Raw genomic sequence first — 17,041 nt, 5'->3', positions numbered from 1 at the left:
AAGCGGGAGGGAAGCCGGGGAGGGGGCGGGGGAAGCCGAGGGGCGGCCGGGCGTGGCCGAGGTGGTCCGGAATCCGGGACGATCTTACCGACGGGTAGGAATAACCGTACAAACACACATGAACCGCGTTAACATGCAGGCAACTTGGCCGACCCGGTCTCGATATATGGACGGGCCACTCTGAGGAACGTACGGCCGTGCGGGTGCCGTAAACGGGCCGGGGCTCGCCATGTAGCCCCGGCCCGTTGCCGTGCCCGCACGAGATCCGCGCGAGATGTGTGCGGGGCCTACGAGAGCCCCAACGCCCGCTTCAGGAAGTCCACTTGGAGCAGCAGCAGGTTCTCCGCGACCTGTTCCTGCGGGGTCATGTGGGTGACGCCCGACAATGGGAGTACCTCGTGCGGGCGGCCCGCGGCCAGCAGGGCCGAGGACAGGCGCAGGGCGTGCGCGAAGACCACGTTGTCGTCGGCGGTGCCGTGGACGACCATCAGCGGGCGGTGCGGGTCCGCGGGCGAGGACAGCCCGGCCTCCGTCACCAGCGAGCTGTTCGCGTACGCCTCCGGTGCCGTGGCCGGGTCGCCGAGGTATCGCTCCGTGTAGTGCGTGTCGTACAGCCGCCAGTCCGTCACCGGGGCGCCCGCGATGCCCGCGTGGAAGACGTCGGGGCGCCGCAGCACCGCCAGCCCCGCGAGCCAGCCGCCGTACGACCAGCCCCGGATCGCCACCCGGGAGAGGTCGAGCGGGTGGTGTTCGGCGAGGCCGTGCAGGGCCTCGATCTGGTCGTCGAGGGAGACGGTGAAGTCCCCGTGCACCGCCTTCTCCCAGGCCGGCGAGCGTCCCGGAGTGCCCCGGCCGTCCGCGACGACCACCGCGAAACCCTGGTCGGCGAACCACTGCGAGGTGAGGTGCGCGTTGTGCGCGGCGACCACTCGGGGGCCGTGCGGACCACCGTAGGGGTCCATGAGGACAGGGAGGCGAGTGACGCCGTCGTAGTCGGTCGGCATAAGCAGGGCGCATGGAATTCGGCGTGCGCCCCCCTCGGTGAGGGTGATGCGCGGGGACAAACCGGGGTCTTCGGCGTACGAGGCGACGCTCGCCACCTGCTTCCCGTCGCGCAGCACCTGCACCTGGGTCCCCGGCCGGTCCGGCACCGCCGACAGGAGCACGGTCACGCCCCCGGCGCGAACTGCCGAGTGCACGCCGGGCTCTTGCGAGACGCGCTCCGACCCGAGCTCGTTCACTCGATAGACGTGTACTTCGCCGATCTCGGTGCCGACCGCAGCCTCACCTGCCGAGGCCGACACGAGCACGTCGTCGGCGGTGACATCGAGCACTGCCCGGATGTGCAACTGGGCGCCCGTCAGGGGTCGTTCACCGACCGCCAGCACCCTGGCGCCGCCCTCGTCGGCGATCCGTACGAGCTGTCCGGAGGGGCTCCAGCAGGGCACACCAGGGAAAAGATCAAGCCAATGTGGATCTTCCTCCGCGTGCACCATCCGGGTCGCCCCCGTGTCCGGGTCCACGGCCAGGAAGAGCTGCCCGCGCTGGTCCCGCGACTGCACCAGAATCAGCGGCGCTCCTGCCCCTGACCAGTGCACACGCGCCAGATACGGGTACCGCGCCCGGTCCCAGACGACCTCGGTGCGCACCCCGCTGAGAGTGAGTACGAAGAGCCGCACCTCGGCGTTCAGGGTCCCCGCCGCCGGATACGCGACGCGCTGCGGCTCACGTTCCGGATGCGCCGGATCGGAGATCCACCAGCGGTCCACGGGCGCGTCGTCGGCCCGCGCGACCAGCAGCCGATCGGACTCCGAGGACCACCAGAAGCCGCGTGAACGGGACATCTCCTCGGCCGCGATGAACTCCGCCAGCCCGTACGTCACCGTCTCCGACTCGGGCTCCGCGAGCACGCGGGACTGCCCGCCGGCCAGGTCGGCGAGGCGCAGGGCACCGTCCGCGACGTACGCGACGAGCCGCCCGTCGGGGGAGGGGCGAGGGTCGAGAACGGCCTTCGCGGCGGGGATCTCGCGCACTGTCCCGGCCTGCAGTTCGGCCACGAAAAGCCGCCCGGACAAGGCGAAGGCGGCCACTTCCACGGCCGAGTCGGTGGCGTAACCGACGATTCCGGCGCTTCCCTCACGGCTGCGCTCCCGACGCGCCCGCTCCTCGACGGACAGCTTCTCGCCGGCCCCGCCGAGAAGCGCGAACGGGTCGGCTGCCACGCGCTCGCCGCCGTCCGGGAGGTCGAGCACCCAGAGCTTGTTCGCCCGGTCGGTGCCGGCGGAGGACCGCAGGTAGACGACCCGTGAACCGTCGGGCGCCACGCTGAAGGCGCGGGGCGCGCCGAGCGTGAATCGCTGGGTTCGGGCGTGCCGACGGGGGAAGGAGACGGGCTCGATAGTCATGGCTCGACCATATTGGCCATGCGCCCCCTTGTGCGGCCGTGCGCCGACCGATGCGCGCGGGCGAATAGTTATGATCACTGGCGGCGAGTGGGTATGAACCTGCTGGCCACTGTATGGATCTACTGCCCCCATAGTCAGACCCCCTGCATCCCTGGGCCCCTTGGAGGTGAGCCGCCGTGGCACTTTCGATTTCGGCGGTCGTGCTGCTGGCGATCATCGTCTTCTTGCTGATCAAGAAGTCAGGGCTCAAGGGAGGGCATGCGGTGGTGTGCATGCTGCTGGGGTTCTACATGGCCTCATCAACCTTCGCCCCGACCATCAGCGACCTGACGACAAGCATCGCGGGCATGATCGGCGACCTGAAGTTCTGAACCCTCACTCCGCTCGCCGGGCAGCGCCTTGGGTGGGCTGCCGGTGGGTTGCTGATGGGCTGTGGCGGGCTCCGGGGGGTGGGTGACCGGAGCCCGGCTTCGGCAGACGCGTCTCCGCGTCTCTGCCGCCTAGGCGCGCCCCTGAACAACTCGCTCTTCGCATGAGAGCGCGGCTAGGGTCGTGACGAGCAGCGTCGAAGGGAGCAACGCATGAGTGCACAGCACGCCGAAACACGGCCACCGCTCATCCCGCAGCCGCCGACCACCCGTGATGCCCTCCGCGAGGCCGTCAAGCAGATCGCACTCTCCCGGCTACCCGAGTTCGACCGCGACCTTGGAGAAGCCTTCGACCAGGCCATCCAGCTCTCGTCGATCACACCTATGCGGCTGTTCCTGGAGAAGTGGGCCACACTCGTTGCCATCGAGCGTCACCCTGAGCAGGCGCGGATGATGCGTGAGGCTGAGCGGACCATCGCCGACCCGAGCGCTCCGCAGGACGCTTTCCAGCAGGCCCAGGCTGCGGTCACCCGCATACTCGACGCGGCGTCCGAGGAGGCCGGAGTCGGTCTGCGGTGAACGAACGGCAAGAAGGTATTGAGGACGACGTCACCGGGTGGGCCTGGGAGTACGATCCGGACGCCGAGTGGGTGGTCGGCGGTATGAAGGCCCCAGACCGGGAGTCGGTCGCTGTCATCGCGTCAGCCTTGGCCGACCTCGCCGCATACGGTCTCGATCCGGAGGGCCGCCTCGACGAGGACCCGAATCCCATGCGGCTGCGCACCTACAGCACCGGCACGATCCTCGTCTGGTATCAGGTCGTTCCGTACCGCAAGCGCGTGTACGTGAAGCGCGTCAATCTGTGAGAAGGCGGTCTGGCCGGGCCAACGCGGTCTCCGAACCTGAGTGACGCGGCACCCTGTCAGTGCGTCAAAGTGAGGAGCTGCGGGAATGTGACACTCCCGCAGCTCCTCACTTGCCGGGCGTCGAGTGTCCCCGAGTATCGCTCGAATACGAAGAGCCGCCAACGACGGAACCGTGCCCCGGCAGAGTCGTCCCCGCTTGGAGATCGCTTGGACGGCCACCAGGCCCCGGCCGAAATGGTATGCAGAGCTGGTCGGTTCAGTGGTTCACGGCCTGGATTTCCTTGACGGCCACGTTCTGCTCGTACGTGGACAGTCCGTCTGGCAACCTCGGCTGCCGCGTCGGACCGTCCGGATCGGCCGAATCTGTCCAGGTCACCCGCCAGGTGATCGACGCCTTGAAGGGGTATGTACCAGTGCCCGACGAACGGCGGTACGTGACATTGCAGCCCGTATCCATGCTGTGGACCGTATAACCGCTCCTTCCCCGCACCAGGTCGTACGTGCACGATTGCGGGTCGGCTTCCGCGGTGCCGGCCTCGACCCTGAGCGCCACAGGGGTCGCGACAGTGGTCGCGGCCATCTGGATACCCTTGTAGTTGATGCTGGCCGTCGTCCAGACGCGGTCGAAGTCACCTTCGAATGCCACTCGCGTACCCAGATTGACGATGAGTCGATCCGCGCTCGGGCTCAGCTTCACGGGTGGAATGGGCAACTTGGTGGAGTTATACGCCAGTTCGGAGAGAATCTCCGGGGTGAGCTTGTTGGGGTCGGGCTGGGGATCGGCCGGGGGGACCCAGATTTCCCAGCTGTTGGTGGTGACAGGGCATACGTCGGTGTAGTTGTCGTTCCGGAACTTCACCTGCCACCACAATCCCTCGTCGCCCTTGTGGTACTTCTCCTCGTCCCGCTTCCTCGCGTAGCTGGCCGCAGGCTCCCCCGCCCCTCCGTAGGAGGATTTGATGAACTCCTCATACTCCTCCGCCGTGTACATGGGCTCGTACCAGCAGACCGGAGGCTTCCAATTGGCGTTCGAGGACGTGGCGGTCGTGGTCGAGCCGCTCGCACTGGGGCGGCTCTGACTGATACGAATGTTGGCACCAACTGTGCCGTTGCCGGATTCGCCGCCGCTGCTCTTGTCCGGCTGGGTGGGCGCTGTGGTCCCTTCATCGCCGCTAGTGGTCTCGCCTGCATACGCTGGGAGGCCTGTCCCCAGCACTAGCACCAGACCTGTGGTCGCCGCCGCCCGGACACTATGACGAGCAGCACCTGCCCCTACCCCTGTACGCACGACGCGTCCCCCTTTTTCCAACTCTGCTGCGTCACCTGCCAGTCACCGGCGGAGTCCAGCGCGGTCTGGAACGTGTACAGGACGAAGTCCTTGTCACTCGGTTGGGTGCGCTGCACTGTGTTGGTCTTGATCTCCTTGTTGTATGCCTTGCTCTGGTCCTCGCAGTAGCGGACCGCTGCCTGACCGCTCACGACATCCGTGACTTCAAAGCCGAAGTACCGGTAGGCACCTGAGACGGTGAGCCCTTCCTTCTCGAACGTCGAGACCCGCTCGGCCCAGTAGGTGAGGGCATTGGCCGCGAAGTAGCGGCTCATGTTGGCGGTCTGGCCCTTCCCTTGGGTGAACGCCTCCACGCGAGCCTGGGCCGCGTACGCCGCGTCCCGCAGAATCGCGTCCTTCTTCGCATCCCCGGTCGGGTCCTTCTTCACTGTCACCTTGATGTCCGACGGGAAGTCGAAGGTCGGTGCGTTCTTTTCGGCCGCAGCGGAGACAGCGGCCGAGGGCGTCGCGGAACCCGACTCACCCGTATCCGCTCCGGCGATCTTGTCGTTGCCCGATCCGTCGGCCGAATCGTTGCTGCAACCAGTCATAGACAGGATGGCGGCAGCAAAGAGGCAGGTCGCAGACGCCCGTCGCATGGTCAGCATGTGCTTGTCCCCGAGGTAGATGATCGACGTGCTTGGCGATGATGGCATGCTCGGCGTGCCGTGGGCCAAAGTACTCGGTGCCGGAAGTGGGTCAGGAGTACTCGACAAAGTGGGCAGAGAGACGAAGGCATGGCCCTGAATATCCCGGATATCATGCTCACCCTCGCCGTGCCTCCGCCCGGCTCTTACCCTTCTTACGCATCTTGCGCACACGTTCGCGCTCTTGCGTCCGACGCTCCTCTGTTCGCGCGTTACTCACGCGGTGGATGAGCCACCCGACGAGGGTCGTAGCGCCCGCGTATGCAATGAGTGCGCTGTCCGTGTCGGGAATGTATGCACATGACCTGTACGACGAGCAGTTCCTGCCAGGCAGAGATCCCAGCACGTAGCTCAGGGATGCCAATTCCACACTCCAGCAGACAGCCGTCGCGACGGAGCGGGCCACGCGTCGAATCCACGCCTCTCCGTATGGGCCGGCCACGAGGAGACGGTGCCCAGAGAACACCCCGAAGACCGAGATCAGACCGCAGAGAATCCCAAAGGTCCAGGCGTCGCCAGGCAAGTCCAGCACCAAAGGCGCCGTTTTTCGCACAAATATTTTCTAGGCACCCAGAACGAGCACAAGAACAGCACCGGCGCCTACCAGAACGATCACGAACCCGGCGATCCCAAGTCCTTTACGCAGCTGGGATCCTCCGCTCTGATTCCCCGTCATCGCCTCAGCCCCAATGCAAGGTCCCTGCCACCGTGTCGAACAGTGCCACCATTTGATCCGCCAGAGGATCCATTGGCGTGGAGAAGTTCAACATCAGCCAGCGAGTGGTGGCGGGAATGGGTACGTAGTACGTGAGCGTCGTGGTCGGCAGGGTGTTGCCCATCTGCGCCTCAGGAGCAGCCGCCTCCCGGCGACGCTGGCGCACTGCCTTGCCCGCCACGGCCAACTCGACAACGCCAACCTCGATGTCGTCGGCGTTCTGGCCGGCCAGGTGTTCCGCGAGTTCTTCGGCGTCCGAGCAATTGGGCCACTCGTCAGGCGCTGGAACGCTGATCAGCAGGGACGAGGCCAGCGGCACTGGTCCGATAGCTAGGGTGGAGATATAGAGTTCCGTGCCGCCGGCGTTGTAGGCGTTTTTCGCCTGCCTCTGTAGATCCCGCATGAACTGCTCCTTCAAATGAGGAGCGTTGTCCACACCGCGGAACTGTCGATCAGTCAGGGCGACGATGCCGCGATCCCGATCGTCGGGGTCCAGTGCGAGTTGGAACCAGCCGTCCGGCACGACAACGTTGTAGTCCTGGGGAGGAGAAGTGAACTCGTTGGCTGTCTTCACTCGGTGTCTCCTGAGGCGAGCAGGGTGATCCGCAGAGTCTGGACCGCCTCGTCGGCCAGCTCCGTGATTTCCTCCGTGCGAGCGATCGCCTCCCAAGTCACCGTCACGACAATGAGACTCGTCATTCCGGGCGGGAAAACGGCGTACTTGATGAATTCGGTCAACTTCCGCCCGAATCCGAACATACGCTTCACCTGGAGCATCGACTGCACCCGAACGGCTGGTCCGGCAGGCAACTCCAGATATGTCACCTGCGGCTCACCCTTGGGCTCGGCGTTCCCCCACTCCAGGAGCAGCGGCTGAACTTCTTCCCGGGTGGGGCGGTTTACACCCTCATCGCCGTAGGAATCGACCATCAGATTGGCGAGTGCCTCGCCGTTCTCGGCGTAGTACGCAGCAGCAAGGGTCGGGACGTCGTCGTTCAGGTCTACGGCCCGCTCGACCATGTCGTCGAAGACCGCGCTTTTCTCGATCTCCAGAGCGAGTGGATTGAGTGTGTTGACAACTTCTGTGGCCAGCGCTTTGGCTTCGGCTTTCGTGCCCTCTTTGAGCGTCAGGTCGATCCATCCGGGCTGAAAGTCGAATCGGCACTCGAATGCCTCGACCAGGGGAGCGCCATCGTCTGGTGTGGTCATGTCGTTCCTTTCGCGCAGGGGCGCGGTCGCTGGGCTCAGCCCAGGAGCGGGTTGAGGTTACCGTCCAGAAACAGGCCGCCCAGCGTAATGCCAGCGCCGATGCCGGACATACGGCTAGCCGTCTTGGAGATCGCGTTGACGGCGTTCGTGTCGAATTGGCCGCCGAGTGCCGAAGTGCCCATTTTGATGGACTTGAGATCGGAGGCAACTCCGGGATCGGCGATGGAGAACGAATTACCCAGCCCCTTGAAGGAGCTTCCCCCGCCACGCGCAGTGATTTCGTTGCGTGCCGCGACGTAGTTGCCGCTTCCGGGCTTCAGAGCCTTGAGGTTGTTACTCCACGCGCTCTTCGAGAACGGCTCGGTGAAGGGTTCCTTCATCGACTTCCACACATCACCCTTGCCGAGCTTGAACGACTTCCCGGAGAGCTTCCTGAGGTTCTTGTTGGCTCGGCTCAGCTGGCGGGCGGTACTCGCGGCCCCGGCCCTGCCCAACTTGCCGAGCGCACCCTTCGCGAACTTTCCGGCAATTTTGGAGAATCCCTTGCCAACACCCATCATCAAGAATCCGAGCGCGGAAATTCCCAGATCCAGCCATTCGGCGTTCCCCTGGAGGACCATCACGAAGGTCGCCAAGAAATTTATCAAGGTGGCGATCATTGCGATGGCGCCCAGGACTCCGGCCAGCGCTTGCCCGATCACTGGGATCCAGCCCACAACGAGGGAGAGAATCCCGCACACCGTGGCAATGACAGACGTGACGTCGGCGATGGCCTTGACCAACGTCTCCCAGAATCCGTCTTTCAACGAGTCATGGTCGACGACTGCTTCAATCGACTCCCGGGCACGCTTTGCCGCATCATCCCGGATCTGCTTGGCTTCGTTGATCTTCTCCCTGGCCGTCTCGATTTCATCTTTTGCGGCATCCCGCTGCGCTTCGGCTTTCTTACGGTGTTGATCGTCGGAACTCTTTTCCGACTTCTTGCCGGTGAAGCCGTCCAGGCTCTTCTGTGCCGCTTCCTTGCGATCATCCGCATCCCTGGCATCCTTGAGGGCCGCATCGGCAATTTCTTGGGCGCGGTTCAGGTCGGAAGCGTAGTTCTTGGGCCTGGCATGCAACTTGTCCTGGTAGCCGCCGCCGACCTCTGTCACCTCGGCACCGATGACATCAGCTGCTGTGTCATACCGTTTGAAGGCGGCTTCGAGCTTCTTTGTGTTGCCTTTTGCCCTCTCCCGGAACTCCTCGCCAGCCTTGCTGTCCCAGGCGTCGACCTCAGTAACAGCTTTTAGATTCTTGATCTGACGCTCAAGTTCATCGGCAGTCTTGCGTAGTTTCCTACCCAGCGATGCCATCTGGTCGGGGTCCCCGGGAATGGGGTCACCTTCCGCCACTGGATGCCAGTCGCGCGGCCGTCCCCCCATGAACTATTTCCCCTTTTTCTTGGTGCTTTGAGCGCCCCGGATTGCCTCAGCCAGCTGGTGATCAATATCTTCGTACGCCTGCGCCGCCGCCTTGGCGATCTCGGCCATCGCGCCGACCTCTTCCGTCAGCTTCTCGCGACTGATTTCCCAGTTGTCTATAAAGTCTTCGAATTTATCGGCGAGGTCGCCGTCGCCGAAGTCCTCCAGGTATTGCCCAAGCTTATCTATTCCGTCGAATGCCTTCTTCACATTGTTCAGCCCCGTACCCATGCCTCTGATCGCGTCGAGATCGAGCCGAACGCGCTCGTCTTCGCCGGACATTGCACCCCCGTGTGTTGATCTGCTGGAATCAAGCCGACATTGGCTGGAATGGGTCTGGCGCGAAAGGGTGGTCGTTCGGGCCGTCGCAGCGCATGACTTGTGGCTCCGTCGTTTGGAGCTCTTGACCATCCGCATGAGCAAAGATCTTACGGGTGGGGCCGTTGGGATCCCATAGCTGTAGGGCAACAAGGCCGCGAGCCGCGCACACTCTGTTTCCACGGGCTGTTGTCCGTCTGGGCCTCACGGCCGGCTTGTCTGCCCCATCTGGAACGACAATGCCAGCTGAGGCCGACGCCGTAGCGGGAGCGTCTCCGAACTGCGAACCAGCCACTCGATCTTCTTCCGCCAACCACACGTTGACGCGCCTGGGGTAATACGCGTTGGGCTACGGAAAGACCTGGTGTCAGACGAGGATCGTTCCCATGCTGGGGAAGGTGTCGAGCCTGCCTCTGGTCTGCGCGATCGATCAGTGGGAGGCCCAGACTTGCCGCGTCCGCGCGGCAAGCTGGTCAGGTCGCGTACGGAACGAACTTGGCCCAGCTGGTGGGGGTGAAGGCAAGGCGGGGGCCGGCGGCTGTGTGCTTGGAGTCGCGGACGTGGATGGTGCCGAGGGTCGTGGCGATCTCGACGCAGGAGTCGCCCTCGCTGCCGCTGCTGTAGCTGCTCTTGAACCACGTCGGGCCGGAGGCGCCCTCGGGCGAGATGTTGCGGTTCATGTTTCCCCCAGCAGTTGTTCGAGGAAGGCCGCTGACTCACGCGGGGTGAGAGCTTGGCCTCGGATGATGCCGTAGCGCAGTTCAAGGATACGGAGCTGCCTCGCATCGGAGACCGGTCGGCCGTTTGCCAGCGCTGGCGAACGCCCTACCGCCGAACCGTCCGCGAACTTCAGCACTTCGATGCTGCCGTCCACACCGGCGTGCTCCTCCCGGTCCATCGGCATAACTTGAAGCTCGGTGCCTCGCAACTGTCCTGCCTCCAAAAGGTGTTCGAGCTGACGGCGCAGCAGCGCCTTCCCTCCAAGGGGACGCCGCAGTGTCCACTCCTCCACCACGAACCCGAGTTCAGGTGCCGGATCCCGCTCGAAGACCGACTTGCGGGCCACGCGCGCGGCGAAGAACCGCTCCACCTCGCTTGCGGTGTACGCGGGGCGCCGCATCATCAGCAGTGTGCGTGCGTACTCCGGGGTCTGCAGCAAGCCGTGGATATTCAGCGGGTCGTAGAGCTGAAGCTCCACCGCCTTCGCCTCCATGTTCGCCAGGGCTCGAATCTTCTTCGGGTACTGGACCTTCTCCAGGTCCTCCTTCATGGCGGAGATCAGCCCATCCGCCCCCAACACCTCGTCGGCCTTGTCCATGTACTCGGGGCGGGCGATCCGCTTACCGCCCTCGATCTTGTAGACCTCGCCCAGCACCCCGAGCTGTCGCTGCTCGCCATCGGGCTGGCCGTGCACATCCAGTCGCTGCCTGCCGGTGCCCTCGTCGACATCAAGACGCTCGCCAGGAAGTTCCCGGAGGGGGCGGACCGTATCGCCGCCGCCCTGCGTGAACTGGAGACCCACGGTTATCTGCGCCGCTCACGCGAACGCGTCCCGGACGGTCGGATCGTCACCCGCACGACCTCGTGCAACCAGCCCGCACGCCATACGGGGAGCCACGCCGATCGCCGTACCGAGCCGAGGCCGAGTAGGCGACTGCAGCCGCAGCCGCAGCCGCAGCCGCAGCCGCAGCCGCAGCCGCAGCCGCAGCCGCAGCCGCAGCCGCAGCCGCAGCCCGACCCCGACCCCGACCCCGCTCCCGCTCCCGCTCCCGCTCCCGCTCCCGCTCCCGAGCTGGGACTCCCTGGCGACCACGCCCCCACACCCGAACCTCCCGCTCGACCCGCACAACCCACCAACCCCGGCCCGCCCCAGAAACGCACTCCCCGCAAGCCCCTCCCCGCCGTACCGCAGCCCGCGTACAAGGGGCCGGGCCTCCTCCAGGCCGCCACCGAGCTTCTCGCCGGGCTCCGCCGCCGCGATCCCGACCTGCTTCTGTCGGTCTGCGACACGGCCCACCTCGCGCCCGGCGTCGCCGCCTGGCTTGAGCGAGACGTCAGCCCCACGGCCGTACGGCACGCGCTGACCCGCGACCTGCCACCCGAGGGCATGCGCCGCCCGGCCGCCTTCCTGGCCCACCGCCTCACCGCCCAGCTGCCACCCCCGGCGCCGTACCGCGCACCGGCGGCCTCGCCACCGGCCGTCCAGAGCCCGCTCCAGACCTGCGACGGCTGCGAGCGTGCCTTCCGCGCGCCAGAGCCAGGTCGCTGCCGCGACTGCCGAGCCGCCGTACCCATGGCCGCCTGACGCACACCGGCGTACGTCATCGCCTTCCCGACACGAAAGACTCAGGGTGTCGTCATGGTCAGCTCGTCCCCCTTGAAAAGGTTCTCCGCCGACGCGTTGGCCGCCTCGTCCCGAGGCTCGCTCGGCCGCCGCTCCGGCTCGATACGCTGGCGGGGGCATCCCCAGGAGGACACGATGAGCACCCAGTCTGACCATGGACACGAGCTGATCCCCCGTCCCGAGCACACCCCAGACGCTCTGCGCGCGGCCCTCGCGGCCGTCGAACCGGGACGTCTGGAGGAGATGCAGGCTCAGAAGGACGAGGCCTTCGCCAAGGCGGTGGAGTGGCAGTCCCTCAGCCCCGTGTAGAGCTGGGTCCTGACCTGGGCCAGGAACATCGAAATCGCGCGCCGACCCGAGCTGGCCGCCCGTTACGCGCATGCGAAGAGCTGTCTGGAGCACGAAGATCCGGTCACCGCTCGGGAAGCCCTGCGGGAACTGGGTTCCGTCCTGGACGAGGCCATGGAAGCAGCTCGCGAGTGAGCTGGAAGTGGGAGTACGCGTTCGGCGCCGAGGATGCCGCTCGTACCGCTCCGGTCGCTGCCGTGACTGCCGATCCGATCTCCTGGGGGCCGCCACGCATGCAAATGACGAGGAGCGAGTGCGATGACCACGGGCCCGGACAGCGCACAGCGGAGCATCTCCCACGTGTACCGGACCATGCGGGACTTCGTTCAGGCGATGGGCGACACGCTTCCCGGGAAGTTCGAGGTCACCAAGGAGGGGATCGTCCACGACCTGGTGCGGCCCAACGGTCCTCACGAACTGACTGTGGCGCGCCTGCGGAGACGGCTTGAGCAGGTCATGCCGGAAGGGCTCGTGGCTCACACCGGGACCCCGGACGTGGAGGATGAATCCGAGGGGATCATGCGCCGCCCCGACGTCATGCTGATCGCCGAGACGGCCATGGAGGGTGAACGTGCGTTCGATCCCCGTACCCTCATCGCCGCGATCGAGGTCGTGTCCAGCTCGAACCCGGCCAACGACTGGCTCGGCAAGATGCGCGACTATCCCATGATCGGCATTCCGGTCTACGCGATCTTCGACCCACGTACCGGAACCGGCGCCGTCCTCACCGGCATCCACCCCACCCCCGGCGGCCCCCGCTACGCCACCCGCAAGGACTTCGTCTACGGCGAGGACGTCACCATCGCCGACTGGACGATCCCGACGACCGGCCTGCCGCGTTACCCCGAGGAGTGACCGCCAGGCAGGCGGCAGCAGCCCCGCCCCCCGCGCCTCGTAGGCTGACCCCATGACGGAACTGCCCGACCGGCGTCTTCTTCTGGTGCACGCGCACCCGGACGACGAGTCGATCAACAACGGCGCGACCATGGCCCGGTACGCGGCAGAGGGGGCCCGGGTGACTCTCGTCACCTGCACCCTCGGTGAGCGTGGTGAGGTCATTCCGCCCGAGCTCGCGCATCTCAGCGGGGCCGCCCTCGGCGAGTACCGGCTCAGGGAGCTGGCGGAGGCGATGAGCGCTCTCGGTGTCGCCGATCACCGGCTGCTCGGCGGGCCGGGCAGATACGGGGACTCCGGGATGATGGGGCTCGCCGACAACGACGACCCCGGCTGCTTCTGGCAGGCGGATGTCGACGAGGCGGCCGGGTACCTCGTCGAGGTGATTCTCGAAGTCCGGCCCCAGGTCGTCGTGACGTACGACCCCGACGGCGGATACGGCCACCCCGACCACATCCAGGCACACCGTGTCGCCATGCGCGCCGTGGAGCTGGCCGCCGAGGCCGGCTGGAGTGTGCCCAAGGTGTACTGGAACCGGGTGCCCCGCCCGGTCGCCGAGGACGGCTTCGCCCGGCTTCGGGAGGCGCTGCCCGGGTTGCCCTTCCTCAAGGCCGGGGTGATCGACGACGTACCGGGTGTCGTGGACGAGGAGTTCATCACAACGGTCATCGACGGTACCTCGTACGCCGCCGCGAAGGCCGCCGCGATGCGTGCCCACGCCACGCAGATCGAGGTGGCCGAGCCCTGGTTCGCACTCTCCAACCAGCAGGCACAGCCGCTCTTCGTGGATGAGTACTACGAATTGGTGCGGGGGGAGCGCGTTGAGCACGTTGATGGTGTTGAGCGTATTTCTGTGCGTGAGACCGATCTGTTCGACGGGATCGCAGCGAACGGGGAGGGTGGTGCGCGATGAGTGCGAACGGGAAGGCACCCGCGGGTGATGCCCGGGGGAAGGCCGCGGCAGGGGGCGGCAGTGTGCTGGCCCAGCCGCTCGTGGTGCCCTCTCCGGGGCGTGCGGTGGGCTTCCTGGGGCTCTTCGTCCTCGGGGCCGTCGTGGGGGCCGCGGGCGCGCTCGTCCAGGCCGCGTGGTTCCCGGGTGGGCTGCTGCTCGCGCTGGGCGGCGCGGCCGGGCTGTTCCTCGGCGGGGCGCGTGCCGTCGGTACTCGCGCCGGGGCGGTCGCGCCCGCGGTCGGGTGGATGGTCGCCGTCGTCCTGCTCACCGCCAGCCGTCCGGAGGGGGACTTCCTGTTCGCCGCAGGAGTCGGCTCGTACCTCTTCCTTCTCGGCGGTATGGCTGTCGCTGTGATGTGTGCCACGCTCGCCCGGACGCGGCAACCGGACGGTCCCGCCGTCCGACTTGGCAAGTGACGTACTACTTCGCCGCCGCAACCGCGTGGGGGTCCAGTGATGGTTTCTCCGGCGGTCGTGGGATACGCGCCAGACGTGGCCAGTATGGTGGTGCGCGCCGCCGAGCTGCCCGCGTGAGGTCGCGTCGGGCGGCGGAGCCAACCGGGAGAACCTGCCTTGAGTCGTGAAACTGACAGTCCGTCCTCCGGGCCCAACGGGCGCGGAGGTGCCGCCTACCCCTCGGGGACACCGCCGTACGGCACGCCCATGGCGTCCGACGGCGGTGCGGACGCGGGCCGTTCGGCCGCGGAGCCGGACGGGCCCAAGACCGAGACCACGCTGACGACCCGGATCCGGATCAACATCCCCGGATCCCGGCCGATTCCGCCGGTCGTCGTCCGGACACCCGTCGCGGACACCGAGTCCTCCGAGACCACCGGGACCCATCGGCGGCCCCAGACGGGAGGCGACGGCAGAACGCCGGACGCGCCCCCGTCCAACGGTGTCGCGGAGGCCTCCGCCGAAGGCCCGGGCCAGCCCGGTGAGAAGACCAGCGACTGGTTCGCGCCGCGCAAGTCCGGCGCGCCCGCAGGTGGTCCGGGCGGTGGCGCGAGCAACGGGGCGGGTATGCCCGGCGCTTCGGGCCCCACACCCGCGGGCCCCCGCCCGGGCGGCCCCAACGGCACAGGACCGGCGGGCGCTTCACGCCCCGGCAGTCCCAACAGTGGCGGTTCCACGGGCTCTTCGCGCCCCGGTCTGGGCGTCATGGGCGCCGCGGGCAACGCGGGCGGTCCCCGCGCCGCCGGTGGTCCCAGCAGCAGCGGCGGCGGTACGAAGGGTGCCGGGCTCCCCGGTGCCACCGGCGCCGGTCCCGTGGCGCCGGGGCACGGCGGCGGCACCGGTTCCTTCGACGTGACCGGTGCGTTCGCGGTCGGCGCGGGACCGGCGGGCGGGTCTTCCTACCCGCCGGGCGGCAACCCCCGTACCCAGGGTGGTCCGGGCACAGGCGTCGGGCCTGCCGACGGCCGTGGTGAACCGCGACGCGACGACCTGCCGTTCTTCTCGGACAACGGGCAGGGCGGCCCAGTCGGCGCGAACGGCCAGGGTGGCCCCAACGGGCAAGGCGGCCCCAACGGGCAAGGCGGCCCCAACGGGCAGGGCGGGCATAACGGGCAGAGTGGTTTCGTTGGGCAGGCCGGCGGATTCGGTCCCCAGCACGACTTCTCGGCCCAGAACGACTTCGCGGCCCCCAATGACTTCGCGACGCCCAACGACTTCGGTGACTTCGGCGGCCAGAACGGCCAGAACGGCTTCGGTGGGCCCGGCGGTCCGCGCGGACGCGGCCCCGCCGGGCCGACCGGCGGTCCCGTCACCGGAGACGGCCCGGTCATCCCGCCCGTGGTGGGCGACCCCTCCGCCGCCGGTGTCGCCGGCACCGGCCGGCTCGCCGGTGGGCTCAGCGACGACACCGCGATCCTGACCCCGCAGAAGCACGCCCCCGGCCCGGGAGGCGTCGGCGGCTACGGCGGCTCCGTGGACAACATCTCCAGCTCCACCCTCACCAGCGGCATGCCCGTCGTCCCGACCGACCGGAACACCCCGTTCGGGCCGGGCACCCGCTCCGACGGACCGCTTCCGCACACCCCGCCGAAGCTGCCCGAGCCGGTGTCGCCGAGCGCGCCCGCCGCCGCCGCGCCCAAGAAGGGCAAGAAGGCGAAGAAGAAGGGCCGCAGCAAGCTGACGCTGCTGTTCGTCGCCGTCTTCCTCATCGCCGGTGGCGCCTACGGCGCCGGGCTGCTGATGAACCACTCCGACGTGCCCAAGGGCACCACCGTGTTCGGCGTCGACATCGGCGGCGGCACCCGTGACGACGCCGTCAAGAAGCTCGACGACGCCTTCGACGACCGGATGAACCAGCCGCTCAAGCTGTCCGTCGACGGCAGGACGGTCGACCTCAAGCCCGACCAGGCGGGGCTCCAGTTCGACACCCAGGCCACGGTCCGGGCGGCGGCCGTCAGCGACTACAACCCGATGTCGGTGATCGGCGCGCTCTTCGGGCAGCAGCGGGTCGTCGAACCCGACATGCCGGTCGACGAGGAGAAGCTCGCCGCCGCACTCCAGCGGGTGGCGGGCGGAGCCGGCTCGGCGAGCGACGGCACGATCAAGTTCGTGTCCGGCAAGGCCGTCGCCGTCTACGGCAAGGCGGGCAAGGGCATCGACGCCGCCGCGGCCGCCGAGTCCGTCGAGAACGCCTACCGCAGCCAGGTGGAGAGCGGCACGAGCACGCCGGTCCAGGTCCCCACCAAGACGCAGGAGCCGACGATCTCGAACGCCGAGGTCGACCGCATGATGAAGAAGTTCGCCACGCCGGCGATGTCCGCGAACGTCACCGTCCGTGTGGGAACCGGTGAGCCGAGCGTGGAGTTCAGCCCGAAGAACTCCCTGTGGAAGTTCCTCCAGGTGAAGCCGATCAACGGCAAGCTCGTCGAGGCGTACGACAAGGAAGCGCTCAAGGCGCTGTACGGCGCCACCTTCGACCAGGTCCTCATCGCCCGTGGCAACGGCAACAAGACCCCGGTCACCGTCGAGGACGTGATCGGCGCGATGCGCCCCGCGCTGGTCAGCACGACCAACCGGGTGGGCAGCATCGAGATTAACCCGACGTAAGCGCTCCGCCGGGTACGCAGTTCTTTGGCTGCGGCCCGGTGGGGGCTGGTCGCGCAGTTCCCCGCGCCCCTTAGGGGGCGCGGGCCCGCGCACTCATGACATCTGTCATCCGCGAGTCAGGACCCT

At 67.3% G+C, this 17,041-nt stretch carries 17 protein-coding genes and 1 pseudogene; 9 read left to right on the top strand and 9 right to left on the bottom strand.

Translation table 11 applies throughout. From position 1 onward, the window contains the following. Window positions 1-287: 287 nt before the first annotated feature. Entirely contained in the window at window positions 288-2,405 is a 2,118-nt protein-coding gene (locus QA861_RS15075) for a S9 family peptidase (RefSeq protein WP_334588833.1), read from the bottom strand. A gap of 176 nt (window positions 2,406-2,581) precedes the next feature. Here QA861_RS15075 and QA861_RS15070 point away from each other — a divergent pair, with 176 nt between their 5' ends. From QA861_RS15070 to QA861_RS15060, 3 genes are all read left to right on the top strand, one after another. Next, window positions 2,582-2,776, top strand: a complete 195-nt coding sequence (locus tag QA861_RS15070; RefSeq protein ID WP_006375723.1) for a hypothetical protein — start codon at window positions 2,582-2,584, stop codon at window positions 2,774-2,776. Between the two features lie 210 nt (window positions 2,777-2,986). After that, a complete protein-coding gene (locus QA861_RS15065; RefSeq protein ID WP_334588832.1) occupies window positions 2,987-3,352 on the top strand; it encodes a DUF6247 family protein in 366 nt (121 codons plus the stop codon). Next, window positions 3,349-3,639, top strand: coding sequence for a hypothetical protein (locus QA861_RS15060; protein ID WP_334588831.1), 291 nt, complete (start codon window positions 3,349-3,351; stop codon window positions 3,637-3,639). The genes QA861_RS15065 and QA861_RS15060 overlap by 4 nt, the downstream gene beginning before the upstream one ends. A gap of 256 nt (window positions 3,640-3,895) precedes the next feature. Here QA861_RS15060 and QA861_RS15055 read toward each other — a convergent pair whose 3' ends face one another. The 8 genes from QA861_RS15055 to QA861_RS15020 all read right to left on the bottom strand — a co-directional run bounded on the left by QA861_RS15055 (window position 3,896) and on the right by QA861_RS15020 (window position 10,729). Next, on the bottom strand, window positions 3,896-4,630 hold the full coding sequence (locus tag QA861_RS15055; RefSeq protein ID WP_334588830.1) for a hypothetical protein: 735 nt from the start codon (window positions 4,628-4,630) through the stop codon (window positions 3,896-3,898). Between the two features lie 281 nt (window positions 4,631-4,911). Continuing rightward, the gene (locus QA861_RS15050; RefSeq protein ID WP_334588829.1) at window positions 4,912-5,517 is read right to left on the bottom strand and encodes a hypothetical protein; all 606 of its coding nucleotides are present in this window, start codon (window positions 5,515-5,517) and stop codon (window positions 4,912-4,914) included. Window positions 5,518-6,293: 776 nt separating this feature from the next. Continuing rightward, window positions 6,294-6,902 (bottom strand): hypothetical protein, encoded by a 609-nt coding sequence (locus QA861_RS15045; protein WP_334588828.1) that lies wholly within the window; start codon window positions 6,900-6,902, stop codon window positions 6,294-6,296. Next, a complete protein-coding gene (locus QA861_RS15040) occupies window positions 6,899-7,537 on the bottom strand; it encodes a hypothetical protein (RefSeq protein ID WP_334588827.1) in 639 nt (212 codons plus the stop codon). Before QA861_RS15040 ends, QA861_RS15045 begins: the two co-directional genes overlap by 4 nt. A 35-nt stretch (window positions 7,538-7,572) precedes the next feature. Continuing rightward, the gene (locus tag QA861_RS15035) at window positions 7,573-8,889 is read right to left on the bottom strand and encodes a hypothetical protein (RefSeq protein ID WP_334588826.1); all 1,317 of its coding nucleotides are present in this window, start codon (window positions 8,887-8,889) and stop codon (window positions 7,573-7,575) included. Window positions 8,890-8,961: 72 nt separating this feature from the next. Further along, complete coding sequence (locus tag QA861_RS15030) at window positions 8,962-9,279, bottom strand: hypothetical protein (RefSeq protein WP_334588825.1); 318 nt, start codon at window positions 9,277-9,279, stop codon at window positions 8,962-8,964. A gap of 509 nt (window positions 9,280-9,788) precedes the next feature. Continuing rightward, the gene (locus QA861_RS15025; protein WP_334588824.1) at window positions 9,789-9,995 is read right to left on the bottom strand and encodes a DUF397 domain-containing protein; all 207 of its coding nucleotides are present in this window, start codon (window positions 9,993-9,995) and stop codon (window positions 9,789-9,791) included. Further along, window positions 9,992-10,729, bottom strand: coding sequence for a DUF5753 domain-containing protein (locus QA861_RS15020; protein ID WP_334588823.1), 738 nt, complete (start codon window positions 10,727-10,729; stop codon window positions 9,992-9,994). Before QA861_RS15020 ends, QA861_RS15025 begins: the two co-directional genes overlap by 4 nt. Here QA861_RS15020 and QA861_RS15015 point away from each other — a divergent pair. The 6 genes and pseudogenes from QA861_RS15015 (at window position 10,697) to QA861_RS14990 (ending at window position 16,915) form a co-directional block, all read left to right on the top strand. Then, window positions 10,697-11,620 carry a helix-turn-helix domain-containing protein gene (locus tag QA861_RS15015; RefSeq protein WP_334590559.1) on the top strand — a complete coding sequence of 308 codons (924 nt, stop codon included), beginning with the start codon at window positions 10,697-10,699 and terminating at the stop codon, window positions 11,618-11,620. The two genes, QA861_RS15020 and QA861_RS15015, sit on opposite strands and share 33 nt — an antisense overlap. Before the next feature lie 174 nt (window positions 11,621-11,794). After that, window positions 11,795-12,142, top strand: a pseudogene (locus QA861_RS15010) (hypothetical protein). A gap of 123 nt (window positions 12,143-12,265) precedes the next feature. Continuing rightward, a complete protein-coding gene (locus tag QA861_RS15005) occupies window positions 12,266-12,862 on the top strand; it encodes a Uma2 family endonuclease (RefSeq protein WP_334588822.1) in 597 nt (198 codons plus the stop codon). 52 nt (window positions 12,863-12,914) lie between these two features. Next, window positions 12,915-13,814 (top strand): N-acetyl-1-D-myo-inositol-2-amino-2-deoxy-alpha-D-glucopyranoside deacetylase, encoded by a 900-nt coding sequence (mshB, locus tag QA861_RS15000; protein WP_334588821.1) that lies wholly within the window; start codon window positions 12,915-12,917, stop codon window positions 13,812-13,814. Further along, complete coding sequence (locus QA861_RS14995; protein ID WP_334588820.1) at window positions 13,811-14,269, top strand: DUF6113 family protein; 459 nt, start codon at window positions 13,811-13,813, stop codon at window positions 14,267-14,269. The genes mshB and QA861_RS14995 overlap by 4 nt, the downstream gene beginning before the upstream one ends. Before the next feature lie 156 nt (window positions 14,270-14,425). Further along, window positions 14,426-16,915 carry a hypothetical protein gene (locus tag QA861_RS14990; protein ID WP_334588819.1) on the top strand — a complete coding sequence of 830 codons (2,490 nt, stop codon included), beginning with the start codon at window positions 14,426-14,428 and terminating at the stop codon, window positions 16,913-16,915. Window positions 16,916-17,041: the final 126 nt, after the last annotated feature.

The sequence above is a fragment of the Streptomyces sp. B21-083 genome, from assembly GCF_036898825.1.
Lineage (GTDB): Bacteria > Actinomycetota > Actinomycetes > Streptomycetales > Streptomycetaceae > Streptomyces.
This window is presented reverse-complemented; position numbering and strand designations above follow the sequence as displayed.

Excerpts from the sequence above, each read along its gene's own strand:
- QA861_RS15075 (WP_334588833.1), bottom strand. The coding sequence starts at position 2,405 with ATGACTATCGAGCCCGTCTCCTTCCCCCGTCGGCACGCCCGAACCCAG.
- QA861_RS15065 (WP_334588832.1), top strand. The coding sequence starts at position 2,987 with ATGAGTGCACAGCACGCCGAAACACGGCCACCGCTCATCCCGCAGCCG.
- QA861_RS15055 (WP_334588830.1), bottom strand. The coding sequence starts at position 4,630 with ATGTACACGGCGGAGGAGTATGAGGAGTTCATCAAATCCTCCTACGGA.
- QA861_RS15050 (WP_334588829.1), bottom strand. The coding sequence starts at position 5,517 with ATGACTGGTTGCAGCAACGATTCGGCCGACGGATCGGGCAACGACAAG.
- QA861_RS15040 (WP_334588827.1), bottom strand. The coding sequence starts at position 7,537 with ATGACCACACCAGACGATGGCGCTCCCCTGGTCGAGGCATTCGAGTGC.
- QA861_RS15035 (WP_334588826.1), bottom strand. The coding sequence starts at position 8,889 with ATGGCATCGCTGGGTAGGAAACTACGCAAGACTGCCGATGAACTTGAG.
- QA861_RS15030 (WP_334588825.1), bottom strand. The coding sequence starts at position 9,279 with ATGTCCGGCGAAGACGAGCGCGTTCGGCTCGATCTCGACGCGATCAGA.
- QA861_RS15025 (WP_334588824.1), bottom strand. The coding sequence starts at position 9,995 with ATGAACCGCAACATCTCGCCCGAGGGCGCCTCCGGCCCGACGTGGTTC.
- QA861_RS15005 (WP_334588822.1), top strand. The coding sequence starts at position 12,266 with ATGACCACGGGCCCGGACAGCGCACAGCGGAGCATCTCCCACGTGTAC.
- mshB (WP_334588821.1), top strand. The coding sequence starts at position 12,915 with ATGACGGAACTGCCCGACCGGCGTCTTCTTCTGGTGCACGCGCACCCG.
- QA861_RS14995 (WP_334588820.1), top strand. The coding sequence starts at position 13,811 with ATGAGTGCGAACGGGAAGGCACCCGCGGGTGATGCCCGGGGGAAGGCC.